This window comes from Glutamicibacter sp. 2E12 (assembly GCF_050030965.1).
Taxonomy (GTDB): Bacteria; Actinomycetota; Actinomycetes; order Actinomycetales; family Micrococcaceae; genus Glutamicibacter.
The window spans coordinates 776,568-790,491 of sequence record NZ_CP188297.1; the positions used below are offsets into that span (position 1 = coordinate 776,568).

The following is a 13,924-nucleotide window of genomic DNA, read 5'->3' on the forward strand; positions in this document are numbered from 1 at the left end:
CGCATGAGCGCCCAAATCAGCTGTCATTTTCCATGGCATAGGCGGTTGCAGTCGATCATAAAAATTCATATTTGAACAGGCGATTAACGCACAAGGACCAGTGCCCGAAATGGGCACTGGTCCTTGCGAGCTATGCTATTGCGGCTAGTCGTCGCCACGCAGGATCGCGAGAATACGCAGGATCTCGGTGTACAGCCAGATCAGGGTCATGGTCAGGCCGAAGGCGCCGCGCCATGCCATGATGGCTGGAGCACCCTGGTCGGACAATTCCTCGATCATGGTGAAGTCGGCAACCAGTGCGTAGGTTGCCAGCAGAACGGCAACTACACCGATAACCAAGCCGAGCACTCCGCCGCGCATGCCGAACATGCCATCGATGACGCCGGTGAGCATCAGAACCATGTTGAGCAGCGAGAAGACGATCAGGCCGACCATGCCGATCATGAACATCTTGTTCAGCTTGGGAGTCATGCGGTACTTGCCCGAGCGGTACAGCGCCAAGGTTACGCCGGCAACACACAGGGTAGCCAGCACAGCCTGGATAGCGATTCCCTCAAGGCCCGGCCGGCTTTCAAGGAAGCCGGAGAGACCACCAAGGAACAGGCCCTGGGCCGCGGCGTACAGCAGGATGAGCACAGGCGATGGGCGCTTCTTGAATGCGTTAACCAGACCGAGGACAAAGCCAACCAAGGCACCTGGCAACATGAGGGCCGGCATGCCCCAGCCAATCGCGGCGCCAACAACAACCAAGGCCAGGCAGAGCACGGTCTTGTTGATCGTGGTTCCGATGGTCATGCGGCCGGTGTCGGCGCTGGTTGCAGCAGGCTGCTGGTACATCTGCTGCAGCTGGTCTGCGCTCATATTTGCGGTGTCACGGAATCCAACAGCACTTCCAGGCTTGGTTCCCCAAGCATCAGAGCGGCTGCTGGAACCAAAAATTGGATTGCCCAATGTCATTCCCCCATAGATTGCGATTGCGCCGGCACGTGGCTAGCTGAAGATCTTTTGCTTAATCCTATTGAGCATTGCTGTGAAATCACTCAGTCGGAAGGATGATATAGGGCATTTTTCCGAAGAAAAACTACTCTGTCAGCGATATTCTTGAAAGTTCTACCATCAAGGTTGCCTTGGCAGCCGATTTTGGTGGAATGCACGATGCCTGAGGTTGAACGATGGATGCGCTCCCACTTTTGGCAAAAGAAAAGACCACTGCTGACCGGAAAATCCGGAACAGCAACGGCCTTATTCTGTACCCCCAGTGGGACTCGAAACCTTTCGAACGACTTGAGAACGCACCACTCCCCCGGATTCTAGGGGGTTTTGAGCACGTTCGATAACGTTGAAGCACCCAGATTCAAGAGGATATGTGCCCCTTTTGTGCCCCCAGTTTGCAGCTACGACAGCAAAACGGGCCGATAGTCGTCAAATGTCCCAAACGCCCTGAGTTCTCCAACCTGAAGGAGCGCCCAAGGAAGCTTCGGTAACCATAGGGATTGAATCAAGTGCATCAATGAGCAACGTCCTAACCTTCTGCACCCACGATGCTCCTGGCGAAGTAGTTTCTAGCACCTTCCCGAGCACTGTTAAGCATCCGAAAATACGTTCACTATGTCCTGTCGGCAATGCTTGTAGGCCATCAATCTTGCCGATCAGCCCTGTTCCTGCGGGAGATAAAGTGCAGTTCCAAACCCGTGAATGGTGCGCAGATTTGTTTCTCAGGAGCGATAACTGACGGAGCCACGGCGCTAGCGGGTGTCCCGTCTTGAGCTTGTCGCGTTCTCTACGCGTCAGTGAAACATGGGTGAGATCAAGCCCTAAGCATGCAGCTATTTTAGTTTGATGCGTAAGCTTCAATGCGGCGAAGATTTTAGACAAATCGCTAAAGTCCAGGACGTCCACCACAACCCACGTTGGCAACCGCGATCCATATTTTTCCACGTTGTGCATAATATGATCGTCCCCGCCTCGCGCTGCCCTGTTGATGCGCTGAGTAATTTGCGTAACAAGGCCATAATGCTGGAGACTGCCCGAATTATCTTCCGATTCTCGAAATAACGAACGCTCATATAATGCCAGCGGATCGTGGGATGCCAGTTCATGGGCAATAGCTGTGCGAAGGGCAACTTCCAAGCGCTCCACCACGTCATGTATTGCAGTCCTGAGCTTGCGGTCAAATTCATAGAGCGCGGCTATGTCTGAGAACGAGGTCCCGGGCTCGAAAAAGTCCGACCGAATTGGCACAGTTTTCTTCCCATCGACAGCCAAATCCGTAACCTGCCGAGACGTGTACCAGTAACCACTGAGCCGGTAGTACCCGACCGACTCAAGCCAGCGACGAATGAATGCATCATCTTGCAATTCCATTCCACGTTCTCGCAAGAGCCCTATTTGATCTTCAATGCTCTTAAACGGCTTGATCGGCGCAGACATTTAAACCTCGGGTAAAAAGAAATCCAGCCCACTCCAGAAATATTTCTGGGCGGGCTGAACGATTACTTTGAGCATAGTGCAAGGATGCGTGAGCTCGCAACTTGTAAATGTTTGATTTCTGACACGCCGCACAAAACGGAAAAGTGAGTGACTACTTCACTTGCTTAAACACGAAATGCAGCGACTGAACCGTCCCTGATTTGATGCCGCTGTCTTTCGAGAGAAAGATAGCAACCATGCCCAAGAAATACCCTGCCGAAGTTCGTGAACGCGCCGTAGCGATGGTTGTGGACCGGCTCTCCGAGTACCCTTCCATATATGCAGCGTGCAAGGCCCTGGCTCCGAAGCTGGATGTCGGTCCCGAATCATTGCGTCGCTGGGTGCTCCAGGACCAGGCCGACACCGGTGAGAAGGACGGCCCAACCACTACCGAACTCGATGAGCTCAAGGCGTTGCGGGCGGAGAATCGGGATTTGAAGGAAGCCAACGAAATCTTGAAAGCTGCCTCAATTTTCTTCGCGAGGGAACTCGACCCTCGCCGCCGCTAATCTGCCGATTCGTTGATGAGCAGCGGGCCGAAGGTCATGCGGTCGAGTCGATCTGCGCCGTCCTGCGTGAGCAGGGCGTGCAGGTTACCGCACGAACCTACCGGGCCTGGAAAACAAGGCCTCCGGCCCTGCGAGCAGTTGAAGATGCGAAGGTCATTGACACGTTACGCAGCCTCAAAGTGTTAGACGCTAAAGGAAGACCGAAGCCAGAAATCCTTTATGGCCGGCGAAAGATGACCGCTTGGCTGCGGCGCAACGGCTTCCCCGCGGTCTCCAAACACACCGTTGACCGGCTCATGCGTGACGAGGGCATGAACGGCATGATCCGGGGCCGCAAGACCCGCACCACGATCCCTGGCAAGGACGGACGCAGGGCCGGTGACCTGCTGAACCGAGACTTCACGGCAGAGGCACCAAACCGGATTTGGGTCACGGACTTCACCTACGTGCCGGTGTATTCCGGGTTCGTCTACGTGGCGTTGGTGATCGATCTGTATTCGCGGGCCATCGTCGGCTGGGAAACCTCCACTGTGAAAGACGCCGCTTTCGTGGAGCAGTGCCTGAAAATGGCCCTGTGGCGCCGAAAACACAGCAATAGGCCGGTTGACAAGGGGCTTTTGCATCACTCGGACGCGGGAAGCCAATACACCTCGATCCGGTACACCGACACTTTGGAAATTGAGGGGCTGGTTCCGTCGATTGGCAGTGTCGGCGACGCTTACGATAATGCCGCCGCGGAGACGGTGATGGGCTTGTTCAAGAACGAGGCCGTGGCCAAGGGTTCACCGTTCCGTACTGGTGCGTTGAAGACCGAATCCGACGTCGTTGAGGTCGCCTTCGGCTGGGTCTTTTGGTACAACAATGATCCCTTGCATTCCTCGCTGGATCACCAAACTCCAGAGGAATTTGAGCGAGCCTACTATGATGAAATGACAGGCTCGTTACCCGACGCAGCCGCACATAAGACGGCGGCATGATTTCCGGGACGGTTCACAATGCGTGAACTGGGTCCCAAAAGTTGGACGAGCTAAATAATAGTCCTGCTTAGGCTGCAAGGGTATGGCATCGATATTCCATCGGCGTCATACCCTTCAGTCGTTCCTGACGCCGACTGACGTTGTACCAATCGATGTACGTCTCAATCTCCACCTTGAGATCCTCGAAATCTGCGAAGTGCTCTCCATGGAACATCTCCGACTTGAGATGACCGAAGAAATTCTCCATGACCGAGTTGTCGAAGCAGTTCCCTTTACGAGACATGGACTGCACCGCACCATGCTCCTGCAGCAAAGCCTTCCACGACCAATGCTGATACTGGAATCCTTGATCCGTATGGAGCAGCAGCTTCTTCCCGAAATCTTTCGAACCTAAGGCTTGAGCCAAGCTCTGATTAGTGAACGCCGTAGTTGGTGACGAAGCGATCGTGTAGCTCAAGATGCTGTGGTCAAACAGATCCATGATGGGAGACAAATACAGTTTCTCCTGGTCAACCCTGAACTCGGTCACGTCACTGACGTAAACAGTGTCCGGTGTATCAACGTCAAAGTGCCGCGCTAACAGGTTTTCAGCGATCTTGCTCTGCTCGCCCTGGTACGAGTTGTAGCGTCGCTTAGGGTGCGCTTTGGACTGAAAAATTAGGATTCTCATGAGCTTACGGACCAGCTTTATGCCGATGGCCCATCCTTGAGCGCGCAGGTCCATGTGGACTCTTCGGTACCCGTAGCGTCGTTTGCTGTTCTCAAACGACGTGGTGATGGCTGCTTTGAGGTCCGCATACGGATCTGTCTGATCCATCAACTTCAGATGGTAGTAATAGGTTGACCTGGCCAAGCCAGCTACGGCCAGCAGGTCTGCGAGGTCGTGTTCTGACTTGAGGGTGACAATCACCTGGGTTTTCAGCGATGCCCCTGATCCCTCAAGTCTCGGAGTTTTTCCAGGTAAGCGACCTTGGCTAGCAGTCGTTTATTTTCTTGGCGGAGCTTGTCTTCTTCGCTCAAAGGCGATTTAGGTACGGAGCCCTTTGGGCGTCCTTTAGGTTTGGGCATCAGTGCGTCGTCGCCGCCTTTTCGCCATAACCGCACCCAATCGGCAACCAACACGTCGGAACTGACGTTGAACTTTGCGGCAAGTTCCATGGCAGTTTCACCTGCAAGGAACCGGTCAACGTTTTCCTTCTTGGCCTCGAAGGAATACTGCTTTTTTGCTGGTTTCTCCATGAGGCATAGCCTGCCATGTAACCGCCACTGATTGTAGAGGCGCTTGCTCGCGTATACACCGACTTTAATCACTGATGCCACAGACCTATATCCATAGCCTTGCTCGAAGAGTTCCACGAGTTGCTCGCGTTGGTACTCGGATAGTGTGCTTAGTGCGTGCATGAAAATGCTCCCCTAAAGTTGTTGACTTTTACAGTCCAACTTTCGGGGAGCAGTTCATTCCCGGCATTCATGGTCCCGGCCATCGGTGAACTGTGCAAAAGCAAGCACCGTGAAGACCTGGTGTTCCCAAATCCTGATGGAACCTACCTGCGTCATATCGACATGCGCGAACGGAAATCATGGTTCGGTTCAGCGGTCATAGATTCAGGCGTGCCCAGGGTGACACCACACGATTTAAGGCACACCGCTGCAAGCTTCGCGGTCAGTGCTGGGGCGAACGTGAAAGTGGTTCAGAGGATGCTTGGGCATAGCTCTGCTGCGATGACTCTAGACGTGTATGCGGAACTGTTTGATGACGATTTAGACGGTGTTGCAGTGGCCTTGAATGAGGCTGTTTCACGGATGAATGTGCCCTAAATGTGCCCTTTTGATTGTTTTCAGAAACAGCAAAGGCCTCTACTCCCTTGTAAATAAAGGGAAGTAGAGGCCTTATGTGTTGGTACCCCCAGTGGGACTCGAACCCACAAGCCTTTCGGCAGCTGATTTTAAGTCAGCCGTGTATGCCAATTCCACCATAGGGGCAAGACTCTCAAATTTTACGTGATCGGCAAAGCAAATAGAAAATCCTTCTTTGCTGACGTATGCGAGGGGCCAATTGCTTGGCCCCTCGCATCATCGTCGATCAACTACGGCTCAAGCCTACTTCTTCGGCTTGGCCGACTCTTCGAAAGCAGTGCGTGGTGCTTCGAGGTTGTTCAGCTGCAGGGCATCGCGCTTGAAGACCAGTGCAACCAGCCAGTCGCCAACGACGCGGAACTTGCGCTCTAAGGTCGGCATGGCCATGCCGTGGTAGCCGCGGTGTGCCATCCATGCTGGCCAGCCCTTGAGCTTGATGCCAACAACCTTGGCAACGCCCTTGTTGCGGCCGAAGCCGGCAACTGCGCCCAGGTTGGAGTGCTTGTATTCCTTGATGGTGCCAACACCGTAGCGCGCAGCGTACAGGTTCTTGGCCAACAGCTTGGCCTGGCGCACTGCGTGCTGTGCGTTGGGAACGCAGGTGCCGTCCGGCAGGCCGCCGGTGACGTCCTTGACTGCCGAGATATCGCCGGCTGCCCAGGCGCCTTCCAGAGGTTCGCCGTTGGCATCCTTGATACGAAGGTCCGTGCGGGTCTCGATGCGGCCGCGCTGCTCGATTGGGAAATCGGTGGAGCGAACCATCGGGTTGGCCATGACGCCAGCAGTCCAGATCAAGGTGTCGGAACCGAACTCGCCCGCTGGGGACTTGTCGGCCATGTTGATCAGTTCCAGGTTGCCTTCTTCGGCATTGTTCAGCGAAGTGTTCAGCAAGACCTCGATGCCGCGGCTGCGCAGGTGATCGACAACCCACTCCGCCTGCTCGGCGGTGACTTCTGGCATGATGCGGCCCATGGCCTCGATCAGGACGAAGCGTGCTTCCTTCGCATCGATGCGGTCGTTGAGACCGATCAAGTGACGGGCCATGTCTTCCAGCTCGGCGATGGTCTCGATGCCGGCGAAGCCGCCGCCGACGACCACGAAGGTCAGGGCGCGCTTGCGTGCAACTGGATCAGTCATGTTCGAAGCGGACTCGATGCGCTCGGCAACCTTGTTGCGCAGGGCGACAGCCTCTTCGATGGTCTTCAGGCCAATGCCGGTTTCAGCCAGGCCAGCGATGGGGAAGGTACGGGTGACCGCACCAGCGGACATCACGACATCGGTGTATTCCAGCTCGAACTGCTCGCCGTTGACCGGAGCAATGACAGCCTTCTTGTTGGCATGGTCGATGCTCAGCACGCGGCCGTTGACCAGCTCGGAGTGCTTCAGGTGCTGACGGTGCGAGACCACAACGTGGCGTGGTTCAATCTGGCCACCGGCAACTTCTGGCAGGAATGGCTGGTAAGTCATGTACGGGTTCGGGTCGACAACGGTGACGATGCCGCCGTGTGCCTTGACCTTCTTCTGCAACTTCATCGCGACGTACAGGCCTACGTAGCCACCGCCGACGATAAGAATGCGCGGACGCTTCTGGGAGGTTTCGATGATCGACATACTGTTGATTCTACGCGGATTTTTCGAGTTAGTGAAAACATTCACTAACTATTTCCGTTCGGTGTGTCACGTCGTCGCCAGGCATGGGCGTTTCCGACTGCCGAGGTTCGCGCCAACCTGTCGAATTAAGCATCGGAAGGCGCGAAAAAGCGGGGTGGATCTTCAGTTTCCACCCCGCTTTGTCCGCTATTTACTTCTCTTCTTCGGGAATCTCGTCGAACAGATCCCGGCCGCCAGCTTGATCCGGGACTTTCAATGAACTCAAGGAAGCCGAACCAAGCCGCGCCGCAGCCTTCTCGCGTCGACGACGCACCAGGGTCTGGGCGATGCCTGCAATGATCACCAGCAGCAAGAGCACTCCCCCGCCGACGATCAGCAACGGCTGAAGCGCCGGTGCCGAGTCATCGGGAAGAACCGGATCTGGCGCCGCGACCTGCTTGAGGTCCGATTTCTCCATCGAGACGCCCGGAGCTGGGGTATCAGCAGTCTTCTGGGTGTCGCGGCGGTGCACGCGAATCCACTCGCTGATCGTGCCCAGCGGGTTCTCGGATACCGAGGGGACGCTCGCCGTCACTGCCGCCTGCGCATCGATGATTCCGTAGCCGTAGAGGTTGTCCACGCCGGCTGTGCCGGTGTCCTTGGCGGTCTTCAGGATGCGGTTGATGACCTCAGGAGCTTTCATGTTCGGGTATTCCGAACGAATCAATGCGGCCACGCCCGCCACCAAAGGAGCCGCGCCAGAGGTACCGGACCAGCGCGCGTAGCCGTCATCTGGCAAGCCGCCGACCAACTGCTCGGCAGGGGCTGCAACGCCGATGGAAATGCCTTCGGTCGAGGAATCCTGCGAAGCCTTGCCGCTGGCATCAACGCCGGCCACGGTCAGCACTCCCGGAATGGTGGCCGGGGCGCCCACCTGGCTCATGCCGCCCGAACGGTTGCCTGCAGCGGCAACAATAACCACGTCATGGTCTTCTGCGTACTTGAAGGCGTCATCCCAGCTTTCCGGCCATGCCGGGCTGGTTGAACCGAGAGACATGTTGATGACCTTGGCCCCGGAATCCACGGCCCATTTCACGGCACGGGGGATCTGGGTTTCCACTGGAATCTTCGCCGGGTTGCCTTCGCCCATCCACAGCGACACAGACAGCAGGTCTGCTGCCGGAGCGACGCCGAGCACGCCGTCCTTGCCGCTCTTCAGCTTTGGCACCTTTTCGTACTCAGGTTCCTGGGGAATGTCCTCGTCTTCGTCTTCGGCGGTCTTCTTGGCCTTTTCCCACGCGGCCTTCAAGCGCTCGTTCTCGGATTTAACCCGCTTGATTTCGCCCTTGTTGTTGCCGCGCCCGCCGAGCAAGGTAGCCACCAAGGTGCCGTGCTCGCTCATGACGCCTATGGGCTTGTTGCCCTTGTCTCCGCCTGAGCCGGACATATCAGCACCGCCAACCACGGCACCCTTCAAGTCTGGATGCGCGGTATCAATGCCGGTATCAATGATCGCGACTTTGACGCCTTCGCCCTTTGTCGTCTTGTGCGCTTCGGCCACGCCCAACGACTTGAGCCAGTATTCGGACTCACGCATGTTGTCAGCGCGGGCAGGTACGCCCACGCTGAGCAGGGTGAAGGCCAACAGCGCTGCGACAAGCAGAGAGCCGAGCTTGAGGAAGCCCATTCTTTTCCTGGCACGCAAAGCTGAGCTCAAGACATCTCCTTGGGTCGGTGACTGGGTGACAGGTTCAGGCGGCGGCAGCTGAAGCCGCGATTCCGTCGAGAATATCGTGTTCGGAAGCAATCAGAACCATTTCGCGGTTCCCGCTGGCCTTTTCAAGGTAATGAAGGATGCGTTGCACAATGGCTGCGCCAGCTTGGATCACATCAACTCGTCCCGGATGCATGAAGCCCAGTGCCGCGCGCTCTTCCCGGCTGTAGGAAAGCATGCTGGCGGTGGCTTGGCGCATCTGGGCGAAGCTCAGCTGCGCCCCATGGATCTTTTCCGACTCGTACTGCTTCAATCCCAGGGCCTGGGCGGTGAGCGTCGTGAAAGTGCCTGCAACCATGATCACCGCGTCGACCTGCGCAACGTCAACCGATCCGGCCAAGGATTCCAAGGTGCTGTCCATGAATTCCAAGGCCTGGTCCGAACGCAATCCCGCTTGGTGGAACCGTTCGGTAACGCGCACACAACCCATGTCCAGGCTCTTGGCTGCCAACGGGCCGGTGGCATCACCGAGAACGAATTCAGTGGATCCACCACCGAGGTCGATCACCAGGCTCTTGCCGCTTTGCCCGTCCCGAACCGAAGCCGCACCGGCAAAGGACAGGGAGGCTTCTTCTTCACCGCTGATCACTTCCGGGGCGACGCCCAGGATCTTGGTGATCCGCTCGGTGAAGACCTCGCGATTCGATGCATCGCGGGCCGCCGAGGTCGCTGCGAAACGGATGGCTTCCACCCCATGCTCATCGCACAGCTTCTTGTACTCGCGAGCAGCTTCAAAGGTGCGCTCCAAGGCCTCGGGAGCGAAAGCGCCGGTAGCGTCAACGCCCTGGCCCAAGCGCACGATGCGCATGGTGCGCAGCACGTCGACCAGCTGGCCATCGGCCCCGATGTCCGCGATCAGCAGACGGATGGAGTTGGTTCCGCAGTCAATACCGGCCACGCGCATTAGGCGTCATCCTGGTCAGCGCCCTGTGCGGATTCACGCACGGCACGCTTCCGGGCGCGTTCTGCGCGCTTGGCCGCTGGGTCCTGCTGTTCCTGGGTCTTCACGTGGCGCGAGCGGTCACGGCTCGGCGCCTCGGATTCGGTATCCCAAGCACCTACGCAGTAGCACTTGTCCTTGGTCCACCACTGGGCAATCCCAGCCAGCGCTTCATCACCCAGCGGGTTCACGCCCTCGCCGGCAGCCAGCGAGTGCCCTACCAGCACGTGCAAGCACTTGACGCGGGTCGGCATGCCACCAGCAGAGACCCCAGCGATTTCCGGAACGGCCCCGGTTCCCGAGCGCTGGCCAATCGCATCGCGGTTGGCCAGGTACGACTCGTGGGCAGCTACATAAGCCTGCGCCAGCTGCGCGTCCTCACCCAGGCGGTCATTCATCTCGTTCATCAACCCGGCAGCTTCCAACCGCGACACTGCCGCAGTGATCACCGGGTGCGCCAGGTAGTAGGTGGTGGGGAAGGGAATACCCGAGGAAAGGCGCGGTGCCGTGGTGGCTACCAGAGGGTTTCCGCAAACGCAGCGCGCACCGATCTCCACCACATCGCGCACCGGGCGGTTCAGCTGGCGGGACAGGGTGTCGAGGTCAGCTTCGCTGGGTACTCGTCCGGCGGCGTCAAGGGCTTCGCGGATTGGCTGTTCAGTCACGGTTATAAGTCTCTTCGTGTTTAAAGTGGTTAGTCAGTGGCAGAACGTCGAACGGAGTCGAGCAGAGCATCAACCCATGGAAGTTCCTGGCGCACCTCGAAGGTGCTTCCGTTGCCGTCGGCGGGCGTCTCTTCATCCTTAGGGCGTTCACCCACCACCATGTAGAGCTTTTCACCAGGCATTACCAAGTTTATCCGCTCGCGTGCTTGCTGCTTGATGTACAGCGGGTCATCCCAGCGCGCGATCTCTGCCTTGAGGTCATCGCGCTGCGTCTCCAGCGCTTCGATCGAGGCATTCAGCTCATTCAGCTCCGCCATCTGCGTGCGGTAGAAATTCACCGTGGGCACGAGCATCACTGCGAAGAAGGCCAGGACCACGATCAAGGCGGCGATACGGCCGGAAAACCGGTGCGCAGCAACGGGTTCGCCCTCGGGGACGTGGTTCTGGCCAGACGGCTTCTGCCCCGGCTTGCGGCGTACGGCAGCAGAGAACTTCACCCGGTCATCGCGTCGGCGTTCGTTCTGCTTTTCCTTGGCACGTTCGCGCAGCGGCACCTTCGGCTTCGGCGCGTAATTTCCTGCAAATTCTTTCGGCTCACGTGACGCATCTGACGCTGGGCGTGCCGTCGCTTTCGGCTTCGCGGCAACGCTTCTGGGCTTCTGCGCAGCGGGAGCGGCCTTCGGTGGGCGCGGCGTTGCAGGAGTTTGCCTGGCCTGCACTTGTGGCCTGACGATGCGCAGAGCGTCGGTAGGCGGTTCAGCTTCGGAACCTGCGCCGTCATGTTTCGTCTGGTCAACCGGGGTTATTACGGCTTCTTCGGCCGGATCCGGAGTATTACGGCGAGGCATTCGCGGTGGTCGCTGAGCCATACTCCCCCAATTCCCGTGGTGCTTTTCGTGCGGTGTTGCCGTGGACTTGGCAAGATAATTCCATTAAATAACGAAAAGCCCGCCGGTATCCACTACCGACGAGCTTATTCGCTATTACTGAAAATTAGCTGTTGAAACGCGGGAACGCGCTACGGCCAGCGTAGACCGCCGAGGCGCCCAGGTCTTCTTCGATACGCAGCAGCTGGTTATACTTGGCTACGCGCTCGGAGCGAGCTGGTGCACCGGTCTTGATCTGCCCGGCGTTGGTTGCCACACAGATGTCAGCGATGGTGACATCTTCGGTTTCACCCGAACGGTGCGAGGTGATGGTGGTGTACCCGGCACGCTGCGCCATGGTCACTGCATCGATGGTTTCGGTCAGGGTGCCAATCTGGTTGACCTTCACCAGCAGCGAGTTGGCGGTGCCCTTGGCGATGCCGTCGGCCAGGCGCTGCGGGTTGGTGACGAACAGGTCGTCGCCTACCAGCTGCACCTTATCGCCAATGGCGTCGGTCAGGGTCTTCCAGCCATCCCAGTCGTCTTCATCCAGTGGATCCTCGATCGAAACCAATGGGAAGTCGGCAACCAGGCCAGCGTAGTAGTCGCTCATTTCCTGGGCAGAGAGCGCCTTGCCCTCGAACTGGTAAGCGCCGTTCTCGTAGAACTCGGAGGAAGCGACATCCAGCGCCAGGGCGATGTCTTCGCCCGGGGTGTAGCCAGCGCGCTTGATCGCTTCGGTGATCAGTTCCAGAGCCGCGCGGTTGCTTGGCAGGTTCGGAGCGAATCCGCCCTCGTCGCCCAGGCCGGTGGAGAGGTTCTTCTCCTTCAGCACGGACTTGAGGTTGTGGTAGACCTCGACGCCCCAGCGCAGGCCCTCGGAGAAGGTCGGCGCGCCGAGCGGGGCGATCATGAATTCCTGGATGTCCACGTCGGAGTCGGCGTGGGAGCCGCCGTTGAGGATGTTCATCAGTGGCACTGGCAGTACGTGCGCGTTAGGGCCGCCCAGGTACTTGAACAGTGGCAGGTTGGCGCTCACTGCAGCGGCGTTGGCCACTGCCAGGGAGACGCCGAGGATGGCGTTTGCACCCAGCTTGGACTTGTTGGCAGTGCCGTCCAGTTCAATCATGGTGGCATCGATGGCGCGCTGGTCGGTGGCGTCAAGGCCCTCCAGCTCGTCGGCGATTTCGTCGATGACGGACTCTACAGCACCCAGTACGCCCTTGCCGAGGTACCGGTCTTTGTCGCCGTCGCGACGCTCAGCTGCTTCGAAAGCGCCGGTGGATGCACCGGAAGGAACAGCAGCACGGCCATGCGAGCCGTCGGATAGCAGGACCTCGACCTCGACGGTCGGATTGCCGCGGGAATCAAGGATTTCGCGCGCGTGAATGGCGTCAATCAATGCCATGAGTATGGACTCCTTGTAGAAAAGGGGTGGTCTTGGGGCAGGTCAACCAGCGGTCGCTGATAAGACCGTCGGCGCCATTGCCTGTCTCTAGCCTAGCGCTTCGAAGGTGATTTGGGCGATGTTGTTGCGCCAGTTTCCGCGCCGTATTGCTGGCCCAGGGCCGCGCGCAGCACCGATTCGGCATCCAGGCCCAGCTCCTCGGCCCTCGCTGACAGGGCCATTAATTCCTTAGCCAGGGAGAACTCGTCGACGATTCGCTCACGAACCTGCTCGGTGACAAGCCCGGCCGCGGGCTGTGCCGATCCTGCTCTGGCATGGCGATCAAGCAATTTCTGCGCGAGCGCCAGGGACGGCAGCCCAGCGGGCAGTCCCGCGTTCTTCCGCTTCTTCGGCTGGCCGGCGCGTTCGGCCTGCTTCGCCGCATCCCACACGCGGATAATCTCATCCACATCCGTGATGACGTCCTGGCGGACCTGGCCCTGCTCGTCGAAAATATGCCGGTTGCGGCGCAATAGCTTCGCATTCAGCGTTTCGGCGACATCTTCCAGGCCGAAATGGTCTTGCTCCTCGGCGATCAGCGAATGCAGCAGGATCTGGAAGAACAAGTCCCCCAGCTCCTCCTTCAACAGATCCGGGTTCCGTTCAGCGATGGCGTCCAGCACCTCATAGCTTTCCTCAATGAGGTAGGTGCGCAGCGACTCGTGAGTCAGCGCGCCAGTCCAGGCGCATCTGCTGCGAAGGGTCCGTACGGTGGCGTTGAGCTGGTCTAGCTGCGTTCTGTTCTCCGGCATAGGAACATGCTATCGAAGCGGGCTTTCAGCCTGCGGCCCAGGAGCTGCCCATTGCTGCCCATTCGGGCTAGCATGGCC

Annotated in this window: 13 protein-coding genes and 1 tRNA gene; 2 read left to right on the forward strand and 12 right to left on the reverse strand. The window is 58.2% G+C overall.

Annotation, left to right across the window (positions count from 1 at the left end):
- Positions 1–144 precede the first annotated feature (144 nt).
- Positions 145–951: a Bax inhibitor-1/YccA family protein gene (locus ACP3TE_RS03525; RefSeq protein ID WP_426735313.1), complete on the reverse strand. Its 807-nt coding sequence runs from the start codon at positions 949–951 to the stop codon at positions 145–147.
- Between the two features lie 471 nt (positions 952–1,422).
- Positions 1,423–2,430 carry an Abi family protein gene (locus ACP3TE_RS03530; RefSeq protein ID WP_426735315.1) on the reverse strand — a complete coding sequence of 336 codons (1,008 nt, stop codon included), beginning with the start codon at positions 2,428–2,430 and terminating at the stop codon, positions 1,423–1,425.
- Positions 2,431–2,666: 236 nt separating this feature from the next.
- Here ACP3TE_RS03530 and ACP3TE_RS03535 point away from each other — a divergent pair.
- Positions 2,667–3,955, forward strand: a protein-coding gene (locus ACP3TE_RS03535) for an IS3 family transposase (RefSeq protein ID WP_426735316.1) whose coding sequence is annotated in 2 segments (ribosomal slippage) — positions 2,667–2,940 and positions 2,940–3,955 — 1,290 coding nt in all. Because the reading frame shifts where the segments join, the coding sequence is not laid out codon by codon here.
- Positions 3,956–4,022: 67 nt separating this feature from the next.
- On the opposite strand, the gene ACP3TE_RS03540 is transcribed toward ACP3TE_RS03535, so the two are convergent.
- Together ACP3TE_RS03540 and ACP3TE_RS03545 are read right to left on the reverse strand one after the other, a co-directional pair.
- Positions 4,023–4,865 carry an IS3 family transposase gene (locus tag ACP3TE_RS03540; RefSeq protein WP_426735318.1) on the reverse strand — a complete coding sequence of 281 codons (843 nt, stop codon included), beginning with the start codon at positions 4,863–4,865 and terminating at the stop codon, positions 4,023–4,025.
- Between the two features lie 8 nt (positions 4,866–4,873).
- The gene (locus ACP3TE_RS03545) at positions 4,874–5,194 is read right to left on the reverse strand and encodes a helix-turn-helix domain-containing protein (protein WP_426735319.1); all 321 of its coding nucleotides are present in this window, start codon (positions 5,192–5,194) and stop codon (positions 4,874–4,876) included.
- A 156-nt stretch (positions 5,195–5,350) separates the two neighbouring features.
- Between ACP3TE_RS03545 and ACP3TE_RS03550 the strand changes: the two genes are divergently transcribed.
- Positions 5,351–5,773 (forward strand): tyrosine-type recombinase/integrase, encoded by a 423-nt coding sequence (locus tag ACP3TE_RS03550; RefSeq protein ID WP_426735321.1) that lies wholly within the window; start codon positions 5,351–5,353, stop codon positions 5,771–5,773.
- Positions 5,774–5,853: 80 nt separating this feature from the next.
- Here ACP3TE_RS03550 and ACP3TE_RS03555 read toward each other — a convergent pair.
- From ACP3TE_RS03555 to ACP3TE_RS03590, 8 genes are all read right to left on the reverse strand, one after another.
- Positions 5,854–5,938: transfer RNA gene (locus tag ACP3TE_RS03555), tRNA-Leu, on the reverse strand.
- 117 nt (positions 5,939–6,055) lie between these two features.
- On the reverse strand, positions 6,056–7,423 hold the full coding sequence (locus ACP3TE_RS03560; protein WP_426735323.1) for an NAD(P)/FAD-dependent oxidoreductase: 1,368 nt from the start codon (positions 7,421–7,423) through the stop codon (positions 6,056–6,058).
- Between the two features lie 190 nt (positions 7,424–7,613).
- Positions 7,614–9,119: a S8 family serine peptidase gene (locus tag ACP3TE_RS03565; RefSeq protein ID WP_105657441.1), complete on the reverse strand. Its 1,506-nt coding sequence runs from the start codon at positions 9,117–9,119 to the stop codon at positions 7,614–7,616.
- A 34-nt stretch (positions 9,120–9,153) separates the two neighbouring features.
- Positions 9,154–10,080, reverse strand: coding sequence for a Ppx/GppA phosphatase family protein (locus tag ACP3TE_RS03570; RefSeq protein ID WP_105661705.1), 927 nt, complete (start codon positions 10,078–10,080; stop codon positions 9,154–9,156).
- Positions 10,080–10,781: a DUF501 domain-containing protein gene (locus tag ACP3TE_RS03575; protein WP_105657439.1), complete on the reverse strand. Its 702-nt coding sequence runs from the start codon at positions 10,779–10,781 to the stop codon at positions 10,080–10,082. The genes ACP3TE_RS03570 and ACP3TE_RS03575 overlap by 1 nt, the downstream gene beginning before the upstream one ends.
- A gap of 29 nt (positions 10,782–10,810) precedes the next feature.
- Complete coding sequence (locus ACP3TE_RS03580) at positions 10,811–11,629, reverse strand: FtsB family cell division protein (RefSeq protein WP_426735325.1); 819 nt, start codon at positions 11,627–11,629, stop codon at positions 10,811–10,813.
- 145 nt (positions 11,630–11,774) lie between these two features.
- Positions 11,775–13,055 carry a phosphopyruvate hydratase gene (eno, locus tag ACP3TE_RS03585; RefSeq protein ID WP_105661703.1) on the reverse strand — a complete coding sequence of 427 codons (1,281 nt, stop codon included), beginning with the start codon at positions 13,053–13,055 and terminating at the stop codon, positions 11,775–11,777.
- A 92-nt stretch (positions 13,056–13,147) separates the two neighbouring features.
- On the reverse strand, positions 13,148–13,846 hold the full coding sequence (locus ACP3TE_RS03590; protein ID WP_105661702.1) for a MazG nucleotide pyrophosphohydrolase domain-containing protein: 699 nt from the start codon (positions 13,844–13,846) through the stop codon (positions 13,148–13,150).
- Positions 13,847–13,924 lie beyond the last annotated feature (78 nt).